The organism is Koromonas humicola (genome assembly GCF_059726255.1).
The window spans coordinates 2,325,921-2,346,291 of sequence record NZ_AP040873.1 but is presented as its reverse complement, the minus strand read 5'-3'; the positions used below and the strand labels follow the sequence as shown (position 1 = coordinate 2,346,291).

Here is a 20,371-nt window from a genome sequence, read left to right as displayed (position 1 = left end):
CCGCAGGGATGTGCGTGTCATCAGAAGAAAGTAAGAGGACTATGTTCGATGAAGAAAAGACAACTCGGTCATTCTGGAATTGAAGTTCCTACGCTTTGCTTTGGCGGAAACGTGTTTGGATGGACAGCCGACGAGAATCGCAGTTTTGAACTGCTGGATGCGTTGCTGGGGAGCGGACTGACCTTCGTTGATACGGCGGATAGCTACTCGACTTGGGCTCCGGGAAACAAGGGCGGAGAGTCGGAAACAATCATCGGGAAATGGTTCAAGGCACGCGGGAATCGTGACAAAGTGATCCTCGCCACGAAGGTAGGCTCCCCGATGGGCGAGGGGAAAAAGGGATTGTCAGCGAAGTACATCCGCGCGGAAGTAGAAGAATCATTAAAGCGGCTACAGACGGACTACATCGACTTGTATCAATCTCATCGCGATGACGAGAGCACGCCACAAGAGGAGACTCTGCGCGTGTATGCGGAGCTGATCAAGGAAGGGAAGGTTCGCGCGATCGGGTGTTCGAACTTCACGGCAGAGCGGATCGAGTCTTCGCTGGACATCAGCCGGAACATGAATCTGCCACGATACGAGACTCTGCAACCGGAGTACAACCTGTATGACCGCGGCAAGTATGAATCGACGCTGGAACCGGTTTGCTTGAAGCACGGGTTGGGAGTGATTCCATATTTCTCCCTGGCTAGCGGGTTCCTGAGTGGAAAGTACACCTCGGCAGAGCAGGCAGCCAGCGTTCCGAGGGCAGGGATGCTGAAGAAGTATTTCAACGACCGGGGAATGAGGATTGTTCAGGTGCTGAACGAGGTTGCGCGTGAGTTGAACGCGAAGCCTGCGCAGGTTGCGCTTGCATGGCTTATGGCGCGCCCGAGTATTACGGTTCCGATTGCGAGCGCAACGAAGGTGGATCAATTGCAGGAACTCATCGGAGCTACGAAGGTTGAGCTTTCGGCAGAGCTCGTCGAGAAATTGAATCAGGCGAGTTCTGAGACCGTGGCAGCGTAGTGACGGTTAGGCCGAGAACCTAACGATAGCGAGTTTTGCGGTTCGGTGCATCCTACAGAGGCGGCCGATTCTGTCGCCGCCGCAGGTGGATACCTGTGACACTTTGGAGAGGTGCTCTGGATGAAGTCTTTTCTGTTGCTGGTAGGGGTGTGGGGAGTCGTTGGCTGGATGCTGTCTCAAACACCGAAAGCACGCAATGTTGTTCCGGCCGAGGAAGCTGCTGAGAAGCTGAGAGAAGCGTGGGGAGACACTCACGCCGCTGCCTGATTTACCTGAAGAGGATCTTGAGGCCGCGTGCGAGGCCAGATACCGCCAAGCACGCGTGCTCTCAGCTTTTTATGGCAGCAGATTCCGATTCGCTTGAGATATGATTGAGAGATATGTCGGATATTCGTTTCCCTATTGCGACTCCGCGCCACGAGTTCTCAACTGATGACGCGAGGCTCAAGCCGATCCACGAAAAGGTGATTGCCGGTGAGCGCCTCGACGAGAATGACGGCCTGACGCTTTACCGTACTGCCGACGTTTTGGCCGTGGGTTGGCTGGCTAACTACGTGCGCGAGCGTATGCACGGCAACATCGCGTATTTCAACGTGAATCGCCACATCAATCACACGAACGTTTGCGTTGCAGCATGCCGGTTGTGCGCATTCGGGCGCAAGAAGGGAACCGAGGGCGCCTATACGATGGCGCTGCAAGAAGTGTTTGATTCGGCTGCCTCGGGCTATACAGAAGCTGTGACGGAATTCCACATTGTGGGCGGCCTGCACCCTGAACTTCCTCTGCAGTACTTCCTCGACATGCTTTGCGGGTTAAAGCAGAGGTTTCCTCAGGTGCATTTGAAGGGCTTCACGATGGTTGAGATTGCCTTCTTCGCTAAGCTGAACAAAATGTCGATCCGGGATGTGTTGCTGAAGCTGAAAGAGGCAGGACTGGACTCGATGCCGGGTGGCGGAGCAGAGATCTTCTCGGAACGCGTGAGAGCGATTATTTGCGATCACAAAATTGACGGAAACGAGTGGCTGGAAGTTGCACGCGAGGCACATTTACTTGGCATCAAGTCGAATGCGACGATGCTATACGGGCACATTGAAGGTGATGAGGACAGGGTGGATCATCTGCTGAAGCTGCGCGCGTTGCAGGATGAGACAAAGGGGTTCCAGACCTTTATTGGACTGTCTTTCCACCCGGATAACACGGTGTTGCAGCATCTACCGTGGACCACGGGAATGCTGGATTTGAAGCAGATTGCAGCGGCTCGATTAGTGTTGGATAATTTCCCGCACATCAAGGCGTACTGGCAAATGCTGACGCCGAAGATTGCGCAAATTGCGTTGCGATTTGGTGCCGACGATATTGATGGCACGGTGGTCGAAGAAAAGATATATCATGATGCCGGTGCGACTACTCCGCAGGGCATGACTCGGCAGGATCTCATTCGATTGATCGAAGCCGCGGGGCGCGTGCCAGTAGAACGCGATACATTATATCGTCCTGTGACGCGCACGGAAACGTCAGTCACGGTTACGGTGTAGCGCGTATCGTAAATAGGGTTTTGGCCGTCATCTTTCGAGATGGCGGCTTTTGTTTGTGCACTGTCGAAGAGCTGTACAGAATGTTCCCACCATGGTGTGCGGTTAATCACCCTAGAGGGTGCAACCGCATTCTTTTTGCTTGCCTCTTTTCAAAACAGTGATAAATTCCACGGGTTTAGGGACCGTACCTGTTGAAGGCATCGATCTAAACGAGGCTCGCAGATGAACGTCCATTTTACTTACAAGCTGAATAAGTCCTCGCAGATTGAGGAGTTCCTTCAGACGCAAATCGACAAGATGAAACCGCGGCTGCAGGTGTTCAATCCGGACATGGTGTCGCTGCGTGGATTGTTCGAGGAGGCTCCGAAATCGGGGTTTAGGGTCTCGCTGAATCTGCGCTTGCCTGCCGGGCAGATGGCCGCACGCTCAAGCGGCGACACTCTTCCAGCAGCCATCAGGATTGCATTCGAGGATCTGACCGAACAGCTTCGCAAGCACAAGGAACACTTGCGAAGTCAGTACAAGTATCCGCGCGTGCGTGGCGCAGAACGGCAGCGAGTGGAACCAACAACGGCGTTCGAGGAGACGCTTGCCGCCGTAAAGCCGGAGAAGATTTCATCCGGTGACGTCACGGGCTTTGTGAATGGAAACCTGGAACGTCTCCGCCGTTTCATTGATCGCGAATTGCGATTCCGCCGCAACAGCGGACAGCGCAGATTGGAGGAAATCAGTCCGGAAGAAGTGCTGGACGAAGTAATCGCTACTGCGCTTGATGAGAAGCGGCCGCGTCCGGAGAAGATCGCGCTTGAACCCTGGTTGTACCGTCTGTCGCGTTCGGCTATGGACAGGCTGGCGAATCAGCTTGATGCCGGGGACAAATCGATTCGGTTGAACGATAGCGACTCACACCCGGTACCAGATTCGGACGGGGAGGAGATGATGCAGTTCTATCATCCCGACGAGAGCCTGACGAATGAGAATCTGATTGCGGACCGCCGCGGCAGCACACCTGAAGATGAGGCTTCGCACGAAGAGCTGATGGCGATGGTAGAGCGCGCACTGCGCGGAGCTACTAAGACGCAGCGAGAGGCATTCATGCTGTTTACGTTGGAAGGTTTCAGGCTCTGGGAAATTGCAGCGATCACCGACCGGACACCAGAACAGGTTCAGGCAGACGTGACTGTGGCACGCGAGCACCTGAAACGTTCGCTGTTGAGAATAGGACAGCGCAGGCAGAAATTGGTAGCTCCGACAAAAGCGGAGAGAAGCGCCTAACTGGTCATTGCAGTCACTGACACTAATTGGCTGAATAGATTTCTTCGAATCGACATTGCCCACATTCATGCCGTGCGGATGTGGGCAACTTTGTATTCAGATGAGATTAGAGAAGGCGAGACATAAACTCGTGAGCGCGAGCACCCAGACGCATGCGGAGATGCGCAAGAGCTTTGCTGTGAATTTGTGATACGCGAGATTCGGTTTTGCCGATGCTGCGGGCGATGCGCAACATGGTCCATTCCTTGAAGTAGTAGCAAATCAAAACGTAGGCTTCGTCGGCGGGAAGAGCCCGAATGAAACGCGCCAGTTCGCGCTGCGATTCTCGCTGGTGACAGATGCAGTCGGGGCGACATTCTGGATTGTCCGCGATCGTATCTTGCACGCTCTGTCGCTCGGTATCTTCCTGGGCCTCGAATTCAACTTCCTGATGCTCCTGAACAGCCTGCGCGAATTCGTAGAAGGTGTTCAGGTCCATGCCCATGAAATCGGCGACTTCGTCGCTGTCGGGCTTGCGTCCGAGTTTGGATTGGAGGACCCGTGTTGCACTGTCGAGCTTTTGCTGGCGCGTGCGGAAATAGCGGGAAGCCCAATCAAGCTCGCGAAGGCTGTCGAATATGGCTCCGGTGATGCGGATGCGAGCGTATTGCGCGAACGGGAGATTGCGATTCGGCCCGAAGCGCCGCGCGGCATCGATTAGGCCCATGGAACCTGCCTGAACCAAATCATCGAGCTGAACTGATGAGGGGAGACGGCGCATGATGGAACGTGCGATCTGCTTTACATCGTCTAGATGGCAGAGGATCAACTCCTCCTGCATAGCAGGAGAGAGCGAGTCCGCAGAAGCCGATTCAGGTTCTGCCAGTGGAAGAAAAGGAAACGGGATCGCTACAGACGCCGGGATTAGTTGGGTGCTGCTCATTGGGCGCCTCTCCTATGCTGGGCAAGATTCCAGAGGCAGCAAAATTGTGTGCTCATCGGACTCCTCTGGAGCGTCCGCTCGGTTGCGGTACACCCGTCGACCTATTCATCGGCAGCAATACGAGAAACTTTAGGGAAAAGTGAGTGGGTGATCAGAAGGTCAGAGGTGGTGGGTACGGAATCGCGCTAAAGGTCAAAACGAAGGGAGGGCCGCGCAGCCCTCCCCACTGGAAAGTCCATCGGGACTAGCTTCGCGGAGCCAATTCCCAGCCATGATCCCCTTTAATCAGGACGATCGAAGCCTGGCTCGGGTCGGCATGGTAGTACTTGGCACCATGTTGATCAATCAGCATGCTTCGCTGATAGGTCGGCAGGGTCTGTACGTACTTGCCGTTGATGTCGAAGAGTTCTCCTGCCTTGGTGGTCTGCCACGTCCACGTGTACTGAACCTGGAATGCTTCCTGGTTCAATCGCGTCATATTGCCTACGGCGACTAGCTTTCGCGTCGCCAGAGGCACGGTGTACGCGATGGTCTGATCCTTGGGAATGCCCTTGACGTTCAGGTCGGAAAGAAGTTGCTTGCCGTCATTCGTCAAGTCGACCTTAGCTGTCGTTCCCTTGGTCTTTGTGACCTTCAGGATTCCGGCTTTTTCGAGTAGTACGTAGTGAGGATCGGTTGGGGGGTCTGCAGCGAAGTAGCTTAAGTTACCGGTGTGGAAGGTTACTGTGACAGCATCGAAGTTCTTCAGCTTGATTTGTACCGCCGCAGTCGCCTCATCGGGTTTGGGCTTCTGCTTACCCTCGTAGATAACCACGCCTAAACCGCCGACGAAGAGTCCCACCAGCAGCAGGATTATTAAAACCGGGCCAAAACTGGAACCTTCCTTCTTCTCCATTTCAATTTCTTGTTCAAACATATAGGTGCCCTCCGAAGTGGGACCGCTTACAACTTGCTTCAGCAGAGCCCAGAGCTCCGCCGGCGACATCATATGCCCGTTTTGGCAATCAGGCGAAGAAAAATCTACCGCTCCGAAGCAGCGTTGTTTCAGGGATGAGCTGAGTGGAATGTGCTCAGAATGCGGGAAAACTCTGGGTTAAATCAGTGGTCACCATCAGGATGGGGGTGCAGGTTGCGAAATCATCAGGCCGGATTTCATTCTTGGAAGCTTCGAGATGTAGGATAGGTGGTTCGAGTCTGCACCATAAGAGGAACATAGAGTGAATCCTTCCGATAATCGCGAGCAAGTAGGACAGGAAGTACTGGAAACACGTGAATGGCTAGATTCATTGGACTACGTTCTGGAAAACGGTGGACCGGAGCGGGCAGGGCGACTGCTTCAGCAGTTAGCACTGCATACAGCCCGATCTGGCTATCGACTTCCTTTCTCAGCCACTACTCCCTATCAAAATACGATTCCATCGGTTAAGCAGCCGCCGTTCCCCGGAAGTCAGGAACTGGAGCGCCGAATCAAGAGCCTCGTTCGCTGGAACGCTTTGGCCATGGTCATGCGGGCGAATAAGCGCCAGGAAGGCATTGGCGGACATATCTCTTCCTATGCATCTGCGGCGACGCTGTACGAGGTGGGCTTTAATCATTTCTTCCGCGCGCAGACTCCGGATGGCGATCGCGATCTGGTGTTCTTCCAGGGGCATTCGGCTCCAGGAATCTACGCCCGAGCGTTCCTCGAAGGCCGCATTTCAGAGAAGAAGCTGGAGAACTTCCGTCGCGAAATGGCTGACGGAGGCGGGCTGAGTTCTTATCCGCACCCGTGGCTCATGCCAAACTTCTGGGAGTTCCCAACCGTATCGATGGGATTGGGACCGATCCAGGCGATTTACCAGGCGCGCTTCAATCGCTACCTTGAGAACCGCGGTCTAAAGCAGTGCAATCAGGGTAAGATTTGGGCATTCCTCGGCGATGGCGAGACGGATGAACCGGAGTCGCTCGGCGCTATCACATTGGCTTCGCGCGAACGGCTCGACAACCTGATCTTTGTGATCAACTGCAACCTGCAGAGGCTCGATGGGCCCGTGCGCGGCAATGGAAAGATCATCCAGGAACTGGAAGCGATCTTCCGCGGCGCTGGCTGGAACGTCATCAAGGTCATCTGGGGCACAGATTGGGATCAGTTGATTCAGAAAGACCGCGACGGACTGCTGGTGAAGCGCATGGGAGAGATGTGCGATGGCCAGTACCAGAAGCTCTTTGTTGAAAGCGGCGCGTACTTCCGTCAGAACTTCTTCGGCGTCGATCCCCGACTGCTGAAGATGGTCGAGCACCTGAGCGATGAACAGATCGAAAAGCTACGCTTGGGCGGACACGACCCGATCAAGGTTTACACCGCATACAAGGCAGCGGTCGAGCACACCGGTTCGCCAACAGTGATCCTGGCGAAGACGATCAAGGGCTACGGGTTGGGCGAAAGTGGCGAAGGCAGGAACATTACGCACCAGCAAAAGAAGATCAATGACGAGGAGTTGCTGATCTTCCGTTCGCGGTTTGGTATTCCAATCCCAGACGAGAAACTGCACGACGCCCCGTTCTATCGTCCTCCTGACGACAGCCCGGAAATCCAGTACATGCGCGAGCGCAGGAAGCAGTTGGGCGGGTATTTGCCTGAACGCAAAATGCGCGCACCGAAGCTGGAGCCGGTCAGCGACGACCTGTTCAAGGAGTTTTACGATGGAACAGAGGATCGCAAGGTTTCTACCACGATGGTGCTTGTGCGCATGATTGCCAAGATGCTGCGCGACAAGAAGATCGGCAAGCTGATTGTGCCGATCATTCCTGACGAAGCTCGTACGTTTGGCATGGAAGCGCTGTTCCGGCAAGTGGGTATCTACTCGAGCGTAGGACAGAACTACGAACCCGTCGATATGGACACCTTGCTGTACTACAAGGAAGCCAGGGACGGTCAAATTCTGGAAGAGGGAATCACGGAAGCGGGAGGAACCTCGGAGTTCATCGCCGCGGGAACGTCTCCGGCGAATCACGGCATCAACACGATTCCGTTCTTTATTTACTACTCTATGTTTGGCCTGCAGCGAGTAGGCGACCTGGCATGGGCGGCTGGCGACCAGAGGGCGAAGGGCTTCCTGTGCGGCGGCACAGCGGGACGCACGACGCTAGCTGGCGAAGGTCTCCAGCACCAGGATGGGCACAGTCATCTTTTGGCTTATCCGGTTCCCAACCTGCTGGCGTATGATCCGGCTTTCGCGTTCGAGATAGCGATCATCATCCAGGAAGGCATTCGGCGGATGTATGTGGAACAGGAAGACGTCTTCTACTACATCACGGTGATGAACGAGCCGTGGGCGCAGCCGCATATGCCAGAAGGCGCTCGCGAAGGCATTCTGAAAGGCATGTATCGCTTCCGAGCTTCGGACAAAAAGGACTCCAAGCTGAAAGCCCAGCTATTTGGCTCAGGCGCAATGATGCTGGAAGTGCTCAGGGCTGCAGAAATCCTTGAAGATAAGTACAAGGTTGCGTGCGATGTTTGGAGCGTAACAAGCTACAAGGAACTCTACAGAGAAGGCAACAGTTGCGAGCGCTGGAATATGCTGCATCCGGCGTCGGCGCCGCGCGAAGCGTACGTCACATCGCAGTTGAAGGACACGGAAGGCGTATTGGTGGCGGCTACCGATTATGTGAAGGCGTTGCCAGAGTCGATCTCGCAGTGGATGCCGCGACCGCTGATTGCGCTCGGTACCGACGGGTTCGGGCGTTCTGAGAGCCGTGCGATGCTGCGCGACTTCTTCGCCGTCGATGCCAAGCACATTGTGCTCGCGACGCTTACAGGCCTACTGCGTGAAGGCAAGCTGAAGCCCGCCGATGTGAAGAAGGCAGTGACGGAGCTTGGTATAGACGCCGAGAAACCGGATCCTTTCTACGTGTAGTCCAGGGGTTGTGTTGAATTGACATTTGATCCGCCTGGGAGCGGATGCGAGACTCCGCTTCCAGGCCTGACAAGACAGGCGCGGTCCGCTGGGCCCGCAAACATTGAAAGGAAACGCTGTGCCTACAGAATTCAAACTCCCCGAACTTGGTGAAAACATCGAGTCCGGCGACGTGGTTCGGATCGCGGTTACCGCCGGAGAGTCGATCAAGGAAGGGCAGGCCGTTGTCGAGTTGGAAACAGACAAGGCCGTTGTGGAAGTGCCCTCGACAGTGAACGGAGTGATCGATCAGGTTGTTGTGACCCCTTCACAGCGTGTGAAAGTGGGGGATGTACTGTTCACATATTCGGCCAACGATGGCGGAACGCCTGAGGTAAAGAGTGCTGCGCCGGAACAGGGCATAGCAGAACCAGCTACGACCGAGGTGGTTCAGGAAGACAAACCGAAGGTGGACGCGCAGACGGTCGAGCAGAGTGTCCCCGAATTGCGAGCGTCGGCAGTGAACGCGTCCAGCGCGGAATTTGTACTACCAGAGCTCGGAGAAAACATTGAGGCGGGCGATGTGGTGCGAGTCGCCGTCGCTCCGGGCGACCAGGTGAGCGCGGGCCAGACGGTACTTGAGTTGGAGACCGATAAAGCCGTCGTGGAAGTCCCTTCCAATGTCAGTGGCACCGTAAGTGAAGTGAAAGTGAAGGCGGGGCAGAAACTCAAGGTTGGCGATCTGGTCTTTACGGTTGCGGCCACAGGCGGCGGCGCTCCGGCACCGGCGACTCCTGCTCCTGCAGCCCCTGCCAAACCGGAGTCAAAGCCGCAAGAGAGCCAGGCGGACATGAACTCGATGGCCATGGCGCGGCACACGTTCCGCTCGGCACGCACGCTGGAAGGCAAGACTGAGGAAGAGGCCTTTCCTCCAGATGCTCCGCCGCAGGTCGATCACGAACACCATCCTGCGGGCCTTGAGAAGACGGCAGGGCATGAGCATCGTACCGTTCCCGCCGCCCCCATCGTTCGCAAACTTGCGCGCGAAATCGGCGTGGACATCTACATGGTGAAGGGAACCGGCCCAAGTGGACGCATCACCGAAACAGACGTGAAGGCATTCGCCAAAAACGTCTTTGCGCGGATGGCCGACGAACAGGCTGCAATGCGAGCGGTTCCGGGCATTTCAACTGCGGTCCCCAAACTGCCGGACTTCAGCCGTTGGGGGAAGGTTGAGAAGGTTTCGCTGCGCGGCATCCGCCGCAAGACGGCCGAACACCTCGCAATGGCTTGGAATGTCATTCCGCACGTCACCCAATTCGACAAAGCGGATGTGACCGAGTTGGAAGAGCTGCGCAAGCGCTTCGCTCCAAAGGCGGAGAAGCAAGGTGGCAAGATGACGATGACAGCGATCGCGCTGAAGGTCGTTTCATCGGCTCTGAAGGCATTCCCGCAATTCAACGCTTCGATCGATATGGTCAGCGAGGAGATAGTTTACAAGCGCTACATCAATATTGGTGTGGCGGTGGATACAGAGCGCGGATTACTGGTTCCGGTGATTCGAGATGTGGACAAGAAGAACATTATCGAGTTGGCGGTCGAGCTGTCGAACATTTCTAAGAAGACTCGGGACAAGAAGCTGACTGCCGAGGATATGGAAGGCGGTTCATTCACGATCACAAACCTGGGCGGCATTGGTGGCACATCGTTTACGCCAATCGTGAATCATCCTGAAGTTGCGATTCTCGGAATGTCGCGTTCGCACGCGGAGCCAGTGTGGATCAATGACCGGTTCGAGCCGCGCACGATGTTGCCGTTATCGGTATCCTATGATCATCGCATCATCGACGGCGCGGATGCTGCGCGCTTCACACGATGGATTGTGGATGCGCTGGAGCAGCCGTTCCTGCTGTCGGTGCAAGGCTAAGAAGGTATGGTTGCGGAGGGGGCTGTGGGTCGAGGTTCCTCTCCGCGTGTTGTGAATCTTCCTCACCGGTGAACCGCTCTGTAGGAGTAGCGTTCTGAGGCGGGAAGTTTCGGGGCCTGTGTGGCTCGACCAAATCAAGAATTCTGGAAGCGAGAAATGTCGAACACGAACGTAAAAGTTGCGGTGATTGGCGGCGGCCCGGGTGGCTACGCCGCTGCCTTCTTAGGGGCCGATCTCGGCCTTGACGTCACTCTTATCGATGCGGAGAAGAACCCTGGTGGAGTGTGCCTCTACCGTGGGTGCATTCCGTCAAAAGCACTACTGCACGTATCCGCACTTATCAATGAATCGAAGCACGCGGCAGCATGGGGAGTGGAATTCGCGGCTCCGAAGATCGACGTGGCAAAGCTTCGCGCCTTCAAGGAAAGCGTTGTGGCGAAGCTGACCGGCGGTCTCGGGATGATGTCGAAGCAGCGCAAGGTCAATTACATCCAGGGCGAGGCCAGCTTTGTAAACTCCACAACCTTGAAGGTGAAGAAGGTAGCGGGCGGCGAAGAAACGCTGCAGTTTGACAAGATCATCATCGCGACCGGATCTTCTCCGGCACGTCCAGGCCCGCTGGCTGCAACGGGCGCAAACATTCTGGATTCGACCGGAGCGTTAGATCTGAAGGATGTCCCCAAGACGTTCCTCGTTATTGGCGGCGGCTATATCGGACTGGAACTCGGATCGGTTTATGCCACGCTGGGATCAAAGGTCGATGTGGTCGAAATGACACCGGGCCTGCTGCCGGGTGCCGACCGAGATCTGATTCCGCCGTTGCAGAAGCGGCTGGAAAAGCTATTCAACAAGATCATGTTGAACACGGCCGTCACTGCAGTGAAGGATGAAATTTCGGGCGTGAAGGTCACGTTCAAGGATCCTGACGGCAAGGTGGAAGAGAAGACCTATGACAAGGTTCTGGTGTCGGTAGGAAGGCGTCCAAACTCGAAAGTTCCGGGACTTGAAAACACGAAGGTTAAGGTCACAGAACGCGGGTTCATCTCCGTCAACAAGCAGTTGCAGACGGACGACCCTTCTGTATACGCCATTGGCGACGTCGCGGGCGATCCAATGCTGGCGCACAAGGCTTCGCATGAAGGGCGTACAGCGATGGAGCATATTGCAGGGCACAAGGTGGAGTTCGCGCCATATGCGATTCCGGCGGTCGTGTTTACCGATCCGGAGATAGCGTGGGCAGGACTGACGCAGACGGAAGCCGAGGCGAAGGGAATCGAAGTGGATATCGTGAAGTTCCCCTGGGCTGCTAGCGGACGTGCAGTCACACTGGATCGCACTGAGGGATTGACGAAGCTGCTGATCGACAAGAAGACCGAGCGCGTACTTGGCGGCGCAATCGTTGGAGTAGGCGCTGGCGACATGATCGCCGAAATTGTGCATGCCATCGAAATGGCGGCGACGGCTTACGATCTGGGACACACGATTCACCCGCATCCCACCCTGTCGGAAACCGTTATGGAGGCTTCGGAGGTGTTCTATGGAACATCTACCGACCTTTATCGTCCGAAACGGAAGTAAGCGAAAGTCATCCGTTAACTGAGCCCGGCGCAATGTGCCGGGCTTTTCTAATTCCGTAGGGCGACGTCCTCGACTCTGAGCCAGAGATGCTTGTAATTCCGAATTGATGGAAATAGGGCCTCGCGAAATCTGCTTCTCGCATCTTGGATATAGCTGGAGTGCGGCAGGACGTGTGTGAGACTTACTCGGGAACGGAGCACTAACGTGAGGAACCGAAGTTTTGGAATTCAGGCATACAGGTATTTGGCGGCGGTAGGCGCGATGATCGTCCTGCTTGGGTGTTCGGGCGACGCATGGGCAGTGTTGGGCGAAAAGGTATCCACTGTTGCCACCGATCAATCCAGATTGAAGGCCAGCAGAAAGATCACCTCCAATGGCCGATTTGAGGTGCACGAACTGCAATCGGATGCCAACAACGTGGTACGCGAGTATGTATCGCCGGACGGCAACGTCTTTGGTGTGGCATGGACGACGCAATTTGTACCGCAGTATTCGCAATTGCTGGGAAAGTACACAGATCGGTTGACGAAGGCTGCGCAGACGCGGCGGAATCACCGCGCCCCACTGCACATTGAGGAGGACGGATTCGTCTTCTCCGCTTTCGGGCATATAAGGTTCTACTCAGGACACGCATACATAACTTCCATGGTTCCTGCGGGCGTTCTGGCGGAGGAGATTCGATGATCAGACGGGTTGGTATCGCTCTGCCCAGCACCGGGCTAGCTTGTGCTCTATGGATCTTTGCCGTGGCCTGCGGCTCCAGTAGTTCGTCAAAAACGAGCACAACCGGGGGTTCAACAAGTACGAGTTCCACCTCGAACATGGTACCGGTATCGGCCAACGCGGGGCCTTCCAGCAAATTCGCTTACACCAATGGAGTGTTCGTAAGCGTTACTGTATGTAAGCCCGGAACCAGTACCTGCGTTACGGTCCCGAATGTTCTGCTTGATACAGGCTCAACGGGGTTACGTTTGCTATCGAGCACCGTGTCCTCGGTAGGTCTGACGAATGTCACGTCGGGTGCAAATACATTGTCGAACTGTGTGCAGTATCTCGACAACAGCTACAACTGGGGCCCTGTGGCAACGGCGGATATACAGATGGGCGGTGAGATTGCGAAGTCAGTGCCCATTCAGGTGATTGCCCAGCCTGGAGACAATTTCCCTGCAGCCCCGTCGAGTTGCGGAGGCACCGCGAATAACTCGATCGACACGCTGCTCGCGAACGGAATTCTCGGCGTTAGCTTTTTCCTCCAGGATTGCGGAACGGCTTGCGCGCCGGGAACAACGTTTAACGGCGGCAGCTATTACCTATGCGGTACGACCTCTTGCGGGGTCACGACCGCAACGCTCGCACAACAGCTACAGAACCCGGTTAGCAAGTTTGCGGCAGATAACAATGGGCTAGTCTTGACGTTTCCGAGTGTGCCTGCCACAGGTGCGGTCAGCGCCAGCGGCACCTTGACTTTCGGAATTGGAACCCAAGCGGACAATCAACTGGGTAGCGCGACCGTGTTGACACCTGACAGTTCCGGCAATATCACGACCACGCTGAACAGCACAACGACGAATGTCGCCTTCATCGACAGCGGCTCTAGTGCATTGTTCTTCCTGAGCGGTTCGACGACGGGTCTAACGGAGTGCACTAACTCCAACTTCGCGGGATTTTACTGTCCCGCGACTCCCAAGGCCTTGAGTGCCACGAACAAGGGAAAGAACGGCAAGACCTCGAAGGTGGACTTCACTGTCTCAGCAGCCGACAGCCTGCTAAACTCAAACAATGATGTGTTCTCGCAACTTGCCGGAACGGGTACGGATCCGCAGATCGGTCCGTACTTCGATTGGGGATTCCCCTTTTTTCTGGGGCGAACAGTGTTTGTGGCCTTTGATGGGGTGAGTGCACAGGGGACAACAGGGCCATACTGGGCTTACTAGTTCACAGCCCCAGATAGTTCTGGCTAATCTGGAGCTGCATAGCCTTCGGCGTTGTCTTTGGCGTTCAGTTTAGCGAGCGGCGATCCGGGTGGGCGTGTTGCGCATGAAGTCGAGCGCCTGCGCAACGGTCATCTTAGGGATGGGGCGAAAGTCCCATGATGTTTCGGTTTCCTCAATGTGCAGGGGTTTGACGACGATTACGCGACCGTCAAAAACAAGCTGCATACGGGTCATGCCCCAGTGCTTTCCGGCTACCCGGGATTGAGTGATTTCGATGTGCCCGCCACGGTTGAGTCTGCCGATGAAGCCCCAGCCGAAAGTGACATCCTTGAACAGAGTTCCTTCGATGCGACTGATGCGCTTGTCTTCACGGTCGATGAGGATCACGGCCTTCATCCCCTGTAGCACCTGGGACTCGTAATTGGGAGCGGAGTAGCCGGGGTTGGGAGAGCATTCCAGGCGATGATTGCGGTCCTCGTGCGCGGTTTGCGCGTATTCGCACTGAAAGGCATTAGGGAGCGCCATCAGGATGCGTTCAATGTGCTGCTGATCCTCGCGCTGCTTGTTGGCCTTTTCGCGCATGCGCTGCGGATCAAGCAGGCGGTTGATGCGTTCATCGTCCTGCTGGCGCTCGGCTGCGCTAAGAGGCTTGTCATTGATGGCGATTGTCCGGGCCAAGATCCCCTGTGGCGTTTTCACCATGAGCTTGGTGACAGAGCCGCGAGGTTTCTGCAGGCGGTCGGTCCAGCCAAGGTATTCGTCGTTGCTGGCGATCTTTTCATTAGCGACAGCCTGACGGAGCAACTCGTTGGCCTTGAGCGTCACTTCGGCATCAGGACGCAAGGCAAGTGCGGGAGAAACGAGGGAGAGGAAAAGGACAAAAATCAGATTTCCGCTCCGCAGGCGAATAAGGGACTCTGCTAGTCTGCTGCCAGCTACTTGGAAACTCATGTTTTTCGATTATCTAAGATGTTCGTTCTGCTCTCAACCGTTGGAGCAGAAATCAGAAGAATTCGATTGGTCATCAGTGATTCGCTGGCGAAACCGGCGTTTTGCTAGGCTATATATCTCTGCGGCAAACGCAGGCTGTTTGGTGATCTGAACGAAATGGCATTGAATGACATCGACGCGTTCGACTACGGCACGCCAGTGCTAGCGGTGTGCGGCTTTTCTGGATCAGGGAAGACAACGCTGCTGGAAGCCGCAATTCCGAAATTGGTGGAGCGTGGGATCTCCGTAGCTGTTGTCAAGCACGATGCTCATGGGGTGCAGGTAGACAAGCCGGGGAAGGACTCGGACCGATTCTTTCGCGCGGGAGCTACCGTCGCCCTACGTGGACCACTAGAGCAGTTTGAGCGCAGGGCTGCAGCGTCGTTGTCACTGGATGCGACCTTGAGGCGGCTAAGTGCTGACCATGATCTTGTGCTCGTGGAAGGACACAAGGACACTCCCTTGCCCAAGCTGTGGTTGCACGGAGCGGGACAGGCAGACGTGCCAGAGGCCATCAAGAGTATCGTGTTGACATTGGAATGGAACAGCGATCGTCTCTCCACGTTTCTTGGCTACCTGGACAGCTGGCTTACTGATGCTTGGAAAGCTCGAACGCTGCATCGGGGATTGTTGGTGGGCGGAATGAGTTCGCGCATGGGTACGCCGAAGCAGATGCTTCCGTTTGGCGGACGTACGCTGGGGGAGATTGCAGCGGACGCTCTCGGCAAGGGGGACGGTGACGCGCCGAACATTTTTGCGGTAGGGAGAGGGCCCCTTCCGGAGAGCTTGAGGTGCTATCCGCAAATACCAGATCCGACGGAGTTTGCAGGGCCGGGGGCAGCTCTGGTCGCCGCGCACCGCTTTGCCCCTGCTGCGGGTTGGATCGTGTGTGCGTGCGATCATCCATGGGTCAGGAGAGAGCACATTGTTTGGCTCTTATCCAACAGGCGTCCGGGGAGATGGGCCGTGGTTCCCAGGCAGAAAGATGGCCATCCGTGCGTGGTGCTGGCGCTCTACGAACCCCAGGCACTCGAATACTTTGAGCGGAGTGCGCTGGAGTGTCGAGAGCGCAACGTGCGTCCTCATATGCTGCTGAAGTGTCCGAAAGTGTTTGATCCGGAGTTACCGGAGGATATCGAACTGGGCTGGAGAAACGTCAACACCCCTGAGGAACTGCATGCTGAAGAAGAAGAGCTCTCGAGTGCCAGCTTGACTAGGCCGAAGGACCGCTAGGCCGATGACCGCATTCGAAGACGCGCGGCGAATCATTCTGGATCATGTCTCAATGCTCGAGAGCGAGCGCGTTGGATTATTGCATTCGGTCGGCCGCGTACTTGCCGAAGACATAGTCGCCCCGTGGAACCTTCCCATGTTCGACAACACGGCTATGGATGGGTACGCCATAAGGGCGGAAGATGGTCGAGAGGGCACCACGCTCCGAATAGTCGATTATGTACCCGCAGGCGGGCACGCCACGAAGCCGGTCGAACCCGGGACAGCGATCAAGATCATGACTGGCGCGCCGCTGCCCGAGAATGGTGACACCATTCTGCCGCTGGAGCATGCAGAGGAACGCGACGGTGTGGTCCGGGTGATGAGGCAGGTATTAGCTCATCAGCATGTTCGGCGGACTGGCGAGGATGTGGCGCAGGGCGAAGTGGTATTGAAAGCCGGTATCGTTGTGCGGCAATATGAGATTAACTTGCTTGCGTGCTTCGGAAAGGAGCACGTGCGCGTTGTTCGAAGACCGCTGGTTGCCGTGGTGGCCACCGGTGACGAATTGGTAGAACTGGGAACAACTCCGGATACTGGGCAGATCATAAACAGCAACACGTATTCGCTGGCCGCAGCTATCACCAGCGTGGGCGCGGTCCCAATGATGCTAGGCATTGCCCGCGACAACCTGCAGAGTACTCGCGCAAAGTTGGAACAAGGATTGAACGCAGACGCACTGATCACGTCCGCCGGAGTATCTGTGGGGGATCGTGACCTGGTGCGCGAAGTGCTTGAACAGTTGGGCACAGAGATTATTTTCTGGCGCGTGAAGGTGCGTCCCGGAAAATCGATGGCCTTTGGCCGGAAGGGGAACACGGTCATATTCGCGCTTCCGGGGAACCCAGTCTCAGGCATGCTGACGTTTGAAGAATTCGTGGCGCCTGCACTTCGCAAAATGATGGGATTCACGAAGACTTTAAAGCCGCTCTTCCCGGCCGTTCTACAAACCCCGCTCCGCAAGAGTGCAGGGCAGACGCACTTAATGCGCGTGCGATTAGAGTATTCGGGCGGCAAATATCTGGCCTGGAGCGCAGGGAAGCAGGACTCAGGAAGAATCAAGACACTGTTGCAGGCGAACGGGCTTGCGGTACTTCCCGCCGATCGAGACTCGTTTCAAGTAGGCGACGAGATTCAAGTGCATCTACTGGACGAGACTGTGGGAATGACCTCCCCGTAGCAGAACGGTTGGACCAGTCACCGGATCCGCATAATGTCCGCTTCGCATTCGGACGGCTACCTACTGGAGTTGAAATGCTTGCTGTGGCACAATTGAGACAGATCTCACGGTGTCATCTGGGATCGCGTACTTCGTCCTGCCCTGGGGCGATCGTGCGGGGATGGTGAAATGGCAGACACACTAGCCTTAGGAGCTAGCGCCGCAAGGCATGGGGGTTCAAGTCCCCCTCCCCGCACCAAATCTTTTTCCTGGCTCCGTAGACCACTGAAGACAGCCAAAATCCGTTAACGGCCTGTCCAGTGTTGGCTTTACGTATTCTACTTACATTAATTCTGCTTTATACCTCACCCAAACTCCTCGACATTCGGTAATGTTTGTATCTGGACCTTGGTAACGTGACTAACAACTGCATTTACTTCATGATAGGCAGCATGGCGTAGGGTCTGTCGTTTTCAGCTGAGCACGTTTCGTGCGAAGAGGAAGACGTGCATTCAAGGAGAGTAGCTGGTGCAGGCTGATTCCTATAAAGCTACAAGATCGCGAAGCAGAGGTTTCACCATGATCGAACTGATGGTCGTGGTCGCGATCATTTCCGTCGTCGGCGTAATCAGCTATCCCTACCTGAAACAGTATCTCCAGACGTACCGCATTGCTGGTGACGCGAAAAGGATTGCGAGCCAGATTGCATTGGCACGCATGCGTTCGGCGGGGGATTTCAACCGAGAGCAAGTGGCTATCACTTTGGCTCCGAGCACGACTCCACCGGGAAACACATTCAGGATTAACGTTTGCGATAAATCGACTGGAGCGTTCACGAATGAAACGGGCGCAGACCTTCCGCTTTCAACCGGCGTGAGCTTCGGATACGGAAACATTACGCTGCCTGCAGGGGGGCAGACCACAATCGCGCAGAGCCCCTCGGTCACATTCAACTCGCGAGGCATTCCGATAACACTGACCAGTGACTGCAAAAGCAAAGACACTCCCACTGGCACAACCGCGATTTATCTGTCCGGGACTGGTGGCGTGTACTACGCAGTAACCGTAAACATCACGGGAAAAGTCGACATTTATCGATACACGGGTTCTGCTTGGACCAAGACGGGATACTAGCTATGAACTGTCATGAAGCTCGTGCACTGTCGCAAACTGGACGTATGTTGAACACGTTGCGTCGCAATAGAGGGATTTGCTCCGCGCATTTTGTCCGCGCGTACCACGGTTTCACGCTGATTGAGACTGCATTCGCTGTCGGAATTTTGATCATCGTGTTTGTGGGCGTGGCAGCGCTATTCGGTTCAACCTTTAGGTCGAACTTCTGGCAGGGCGATACGAGCACGAGAACCGTCGAATACGCGCAGGACAAAATGGAGTCGTTGCTGGCGCTGCCGTACAACGATATTTCGACCGATACGACGACCTGGCCGTACTGCAACGTGACGTACTATTTGCCGGGCACAACGATACCCCCGTGCAATCCTGTTATCAATGTCGGACTGGTTAAGGGCGGAAGTCTCGATATCAATAATCCTGCAACAGGTTATACCGACTATCTCACTGCGAACGGTGACGTCCAGACCATAAATATAAACGCCGCGTACATTCGTGTTTGGAAGATTGATGAATCAGCGAACATGAAGACGATTACGGTAATAGCGTCAACCCTGACCAAGCCCCAGGTTCTGACCACACTGGTGTGCGTGAAAACGAACACGAAATGAAGGCCCCTGCAATGTTGACGAAACAGACGAACGCGAGAAAGAGGAAATCGGGCGGCTTCTCATTGCTGGAACTGATGGTTGCTCTGGCACTCCTTTTCACGCTTTCGACGGCAGCATTTCTTACGATGAATCAGAACCAGGCATTGTACGTGAAGAACTCCAACAGTTCGACGATGTACACATCTGTTCGTAGCGCCGCTGAGCTGATTTCCCAAGAGATCGGTCAGGCTGGGTCAGTGTGCGGGACGTCGACCTCGGGAACCGTGAATAACGTTGCGTCCTGCTCAGGTTTAATCCTCAGTGCTTCGGTCAGTGCCGGGGGGAACACACTCACGCTCAAGGATTCAAGTGGCGGTTCTGTAGCGGGGCTGTTTCAAGGCGAGAAACTGACCATTCTCGCCGATAGCGCCTCTGGTGGAAACAACCAGGAGGTCGTTCAGATCGCGACTACTGCAACAGTCAGTACGCCTATAAACACCAGCACAAAAACGGTCACTCTACTGAATCCGCTTGCTAACTCCCATTCCTCGGATGCAAAGGTGATACCGCAAGGCGTGTTTCCGTACGGAGTCCTTGCAACGTCTACATTGACGAGGTTGAGGTTATTCGGAGATATCAATGGAGACGGGGTTCTTCGATATGTGGAGTACGACTGTAGTGGTCTAAGCTCCACTGGCACCACAACCCTAACGCGCTCCAGCACCGTCATCAATGTTGCGTCAGATTCACCTCCACAGGACCCCTCAGCCACCACTATCACCTTGGGCTCGCGAGATGTTCTGGTTGACAACATTATTTGGAAGGCCCCCGCGGGGTATACCGGGAACCCGTACTGTTTCATTCCGAAGATAGAGCAAGTTGTCGCTTCTGACGGTGTCACGAAGTTCAACATTGTCACGAATGTGCAGTTGCTGATCAGTGTGCAGTCGCCCAATCCAGATCCGAAGACGCGGCAGTATGCACAAATGACAAAATCATTCCTGCAATTAGCGCCGAGAAACGTATTGGCTGCTAAGAGTGCGGTTGAGTTAGGGAACAACGACCTCCTGCAGCCTACGCCCTTGAGTATTCCTGGCTGTGGCACGCTCAACGTATGCCAGTGAGGAAGTATCGAAGTCTAAAGTGTGTGCGAGGTGTTGCAAGCAGTTCGA

The 20,371-nt window shown here is 55.4% G+C and carries 17 protein-coding genes and 1 tRNA gene; 15 read left to right on the top strand and 3 right to left on the bottom strand.

Annotation, left to right across the window (positions count from 1 at the left end; all coding sequences use genetic code 11):
* Positions 1 to 48: 48 nt before the first annotated feature.
* The 4 genes from AC6IZD_RS10170 (at position 49) to AC6IZD_RS10155 (ending at position 3,821) form a co-directional block, all read left to right on the top strand.
* Positions 49 to 1,011: an aldo/keto reductase gene (locus AC6IZD_RS10170; RefSeq protein WP_497783186.1), complete on the top strand. Its 963-nt coding sequence runs from the start codon at positions 49 to 51 to the stop codon at positions 1,009 to 1,011.
* 120 nt (positions 1,012 to 1,131) lie between these two features.
* Positions 1,132 to 1,278 carry a hypothetical protein gene (locus AC6IZD_RS10165; protein WP_497783185.1) on the top strand — a complete coding sequence of 49 codons (147 nt, stop codon included), beginning with the start codon at positions 1,132 to 1,134 and terminating at the stop codon, positions 1,276 to 1,278.
* A gap of 113 nt (positions 1,279 to 1,391) precedes the next feature.
* Positions 1,392 to 2,546, top strand: coding sequence for an aminofutalosine synthase MqnE (gene mqnE, locus AC6IZD_RS10160; RefSeq protein WP_497783184.1), 1,155 nt, complete (start codon positions 1,392 to 1,394; stop codon positions 2,544 to 2,546).
* A 222-nt stretch (positions 2,547 to 2,768) separates the two neighbouring features.
* Positions 2,769 to 3,821, top strand: a complete 1,053-nt coding sequence (locus AC6IZD_RS10155) for an HPF/RaiA family ribosome-associated protein (RefSeq protein WP_497783183.1) — start codon at positions 2,769 to 2,771, stop codon at positions 3,819 to 3,821.
* Positions 3,822 to 3,927: 106 nt separating this feature from the next.
* On the opposite strand, the gene AC6IZD_RS10150 is transcribed toward AC6IZD_RS10155, so the two are convergent.
* Positions 3,928 to 4,743, bottom strand: a complete 816-nt coding sequence (locus AC6IZD_RS10150) for a sigma-70 family RNA polymerase sigma factor (RefSeq protein ID WP_497783182.1) — start codon at positions 4,741 to 4,743, stop codon at positions 3,928 to 3,930.
* A 244-nt stretch (positions 4,744 to 4,987) separates the two neighbouring features.
* Positions 4,988 to 5,659, bottom strand: a complete 672-nt coding sequence (locus AC6IZD_RS10145) for a hypothetical protein (protein WP_497783181.1) — start codon at positions 5,657 to 5,659, stop codon at positions 4,988 to 4,990.
* A gap of 301 nt (positions 5,660 to 5,960) precedes the next feature.
* Here AC6IZD_RS10145 and aceE point away from each other — a divergent pair, with 301 nt between their 5' ends.
* The 5 genes from aceE to AC6IZD_RS10120 all read left to right on the top strand — a co-directional run bounded on the left by aceE (position 5,961) and on the right by AC6IZD_RS10120 (position 14,057).
* Positions 5,961 to 8,639 (top strand): pyruvate dehydrogenase (acetyl-transferring), homodimeric type, encoded by a 2,679-nt coding sequence (gene aceE, locus AC6IZD_RS10140; RefSeq protein ID WP_497783180.1) that lies wholly within the window; start codon positions 5,961 to 5,963, stop codon positions 8,637 to 8,639.
* 118 nt (positions 8,640 to 8,757) lie between these two features.
* Positions 8,758 to 10,545, top strand: coding sequence for a 2-oxo acid dehydrogenase subunit E2 (locus AC6IZD_RS10135; protein WP_497783179.1), 1,788 nt, complete (start codon positions 8,758 to 8,760; stop codon positions 10,543 to 10,545).
* A 156-nt stretch (positions 10,546 to 10,701) separates the two neighbouring features.
* Complete coding sequence (gene lpdA / locus AC6IZD_RS10130) at positions 10,702 to 12,123, top strand: dihydrolipoyl dehydrogenase (RefSeq protein ID WP_497783177.1); 1,422 nt, start codon at positions 10,702 to 10,704, stop codon at positions 12,121 to 12,123.
* A gap of 204 nt (positions 12,124 to 12,327) precedes the next feature.
* Positions 12,328 to 12,807 (top strand): DUF2844 domain-containing protein, encoded by a 480-nt coding sequence (locus tag AC6IZD_RS10125; RefSeq protein ID WP_497783176.1) that lies wholly within the window; start codon positions 12,328 to 12,330, stop codon positions 12,805 to 12,807.
* Complete coding sequence (locus AC6IZD_RS10120) at positions 12,804 to 14,057, top strand: DUF3443 family protein (RefSeq protein ID WP_497783175.1); 1,254 nt, start codon at positions 12,804 to 12,806, stop codon at positions 14,055 to 14,057. The genes AC6IZD_RS10125 and AC6IZD_RS10120 overlap by 4 nt, the downstream gene beginning before the upstream one ends.
* 69 nt (positions 14,058 to 14,126) lie before the next feature.
* Here AC6IZD_RS10120 and AC6IZD_RS10115 read toward each other — a convergent pair whose 3' ends face one another.
* Positions 14,127 to 15,008: a hypothetical protein gene (locus tag AC6IZD_RS10115; RefSeq protein ID WP_497783174.1), complete on the bottom strand. Its 882-nt coding sequence runs from the start codon at positions 15,006 to 15,008 to the stop codon at positions 14,127 to 14,129.
* Positions 15,009 to 15,164: 156 nt separating this feature from the next.
* Between AC6IZD_RS10115 and mobB the strand changes: the two genes are divergently transcribed.
* The 6 genes from mobB (at position 15,165) to AC6IZD_RS10085 (ending at position 20,323) form a co-directional block, all read left to right on the top strand.
* Positions 15,165 to 16,280, top strand: coding sequence for a molybdopterin-guanine dinucleotide biosynthesis protein B (gene mobB, locus AC6IZD_RS10110; RefSeq protein ID WP_497783173.1), 1,116 nt, complete (start codon positions 15,165 to 15,167; stop codon positions 16,278 to 16,280).
* A 4-nt stretch (positions 16,281 to 16,284) separates the two neighbouring features.
* Entirely contained in the window at positions 16,285 to 17,499 is a 1,215-nt protein-coding gene (locus tag AC6IZD_RS10105; protein ID WP_497783172.1) for a molybdopterin molybdotransferase MoeA, read from the top strand.
* Between the two features lie 154 nt (positions 17,500 to 17,653).
* Positions 17,654 to 17,737: transfer RNA gene (locus AC6IZD_RS10100), tRNA-Leu, on the top strand.
* A gap of 269 nt (positions 17,738 to 18,006) precedes the next feature.
* Entirely contained in the window at positions 18,007 to 18,612 is a 606-nt protein-coding gene (locus AC6IZD_RS10095) for a pilus assembly FimT family protein (RefSeq protein ID WP_497783171.1), read from the top strand.
* 2 nt (positions 18,613 to 18,614) lie between these two features.
* Positions 18,615 to 19,220 carry a type IV pilus modification PilV family protein gene (locus AC6IZD_RS10090; protein ID WP_497783170.1) on the top strand — a complete coding sequence of 202 codons (606 nt, stop codon included), beginning with the start codon at positions 18,615 to 18,617 and terminating at the stop codon, positions 19,218 to 19,220.
* An 11-nt stretch (positions 19,221 to 19,231) separates the two neighbouring features.
* Positions 19,232 to 20,323: a PilW family protein gene (locus tag AC6IZD_RS10085; RefSeq protein WP_497783169.1), complete on the top strand. Its 1,092-nt coding sequence runs from the start codon at positions 19,232 to 19,234 to the stop codon at positions 20,321 to 20,323.
* Positions 20,324 to 20,371: the final 48 nt, after the last annotated feature.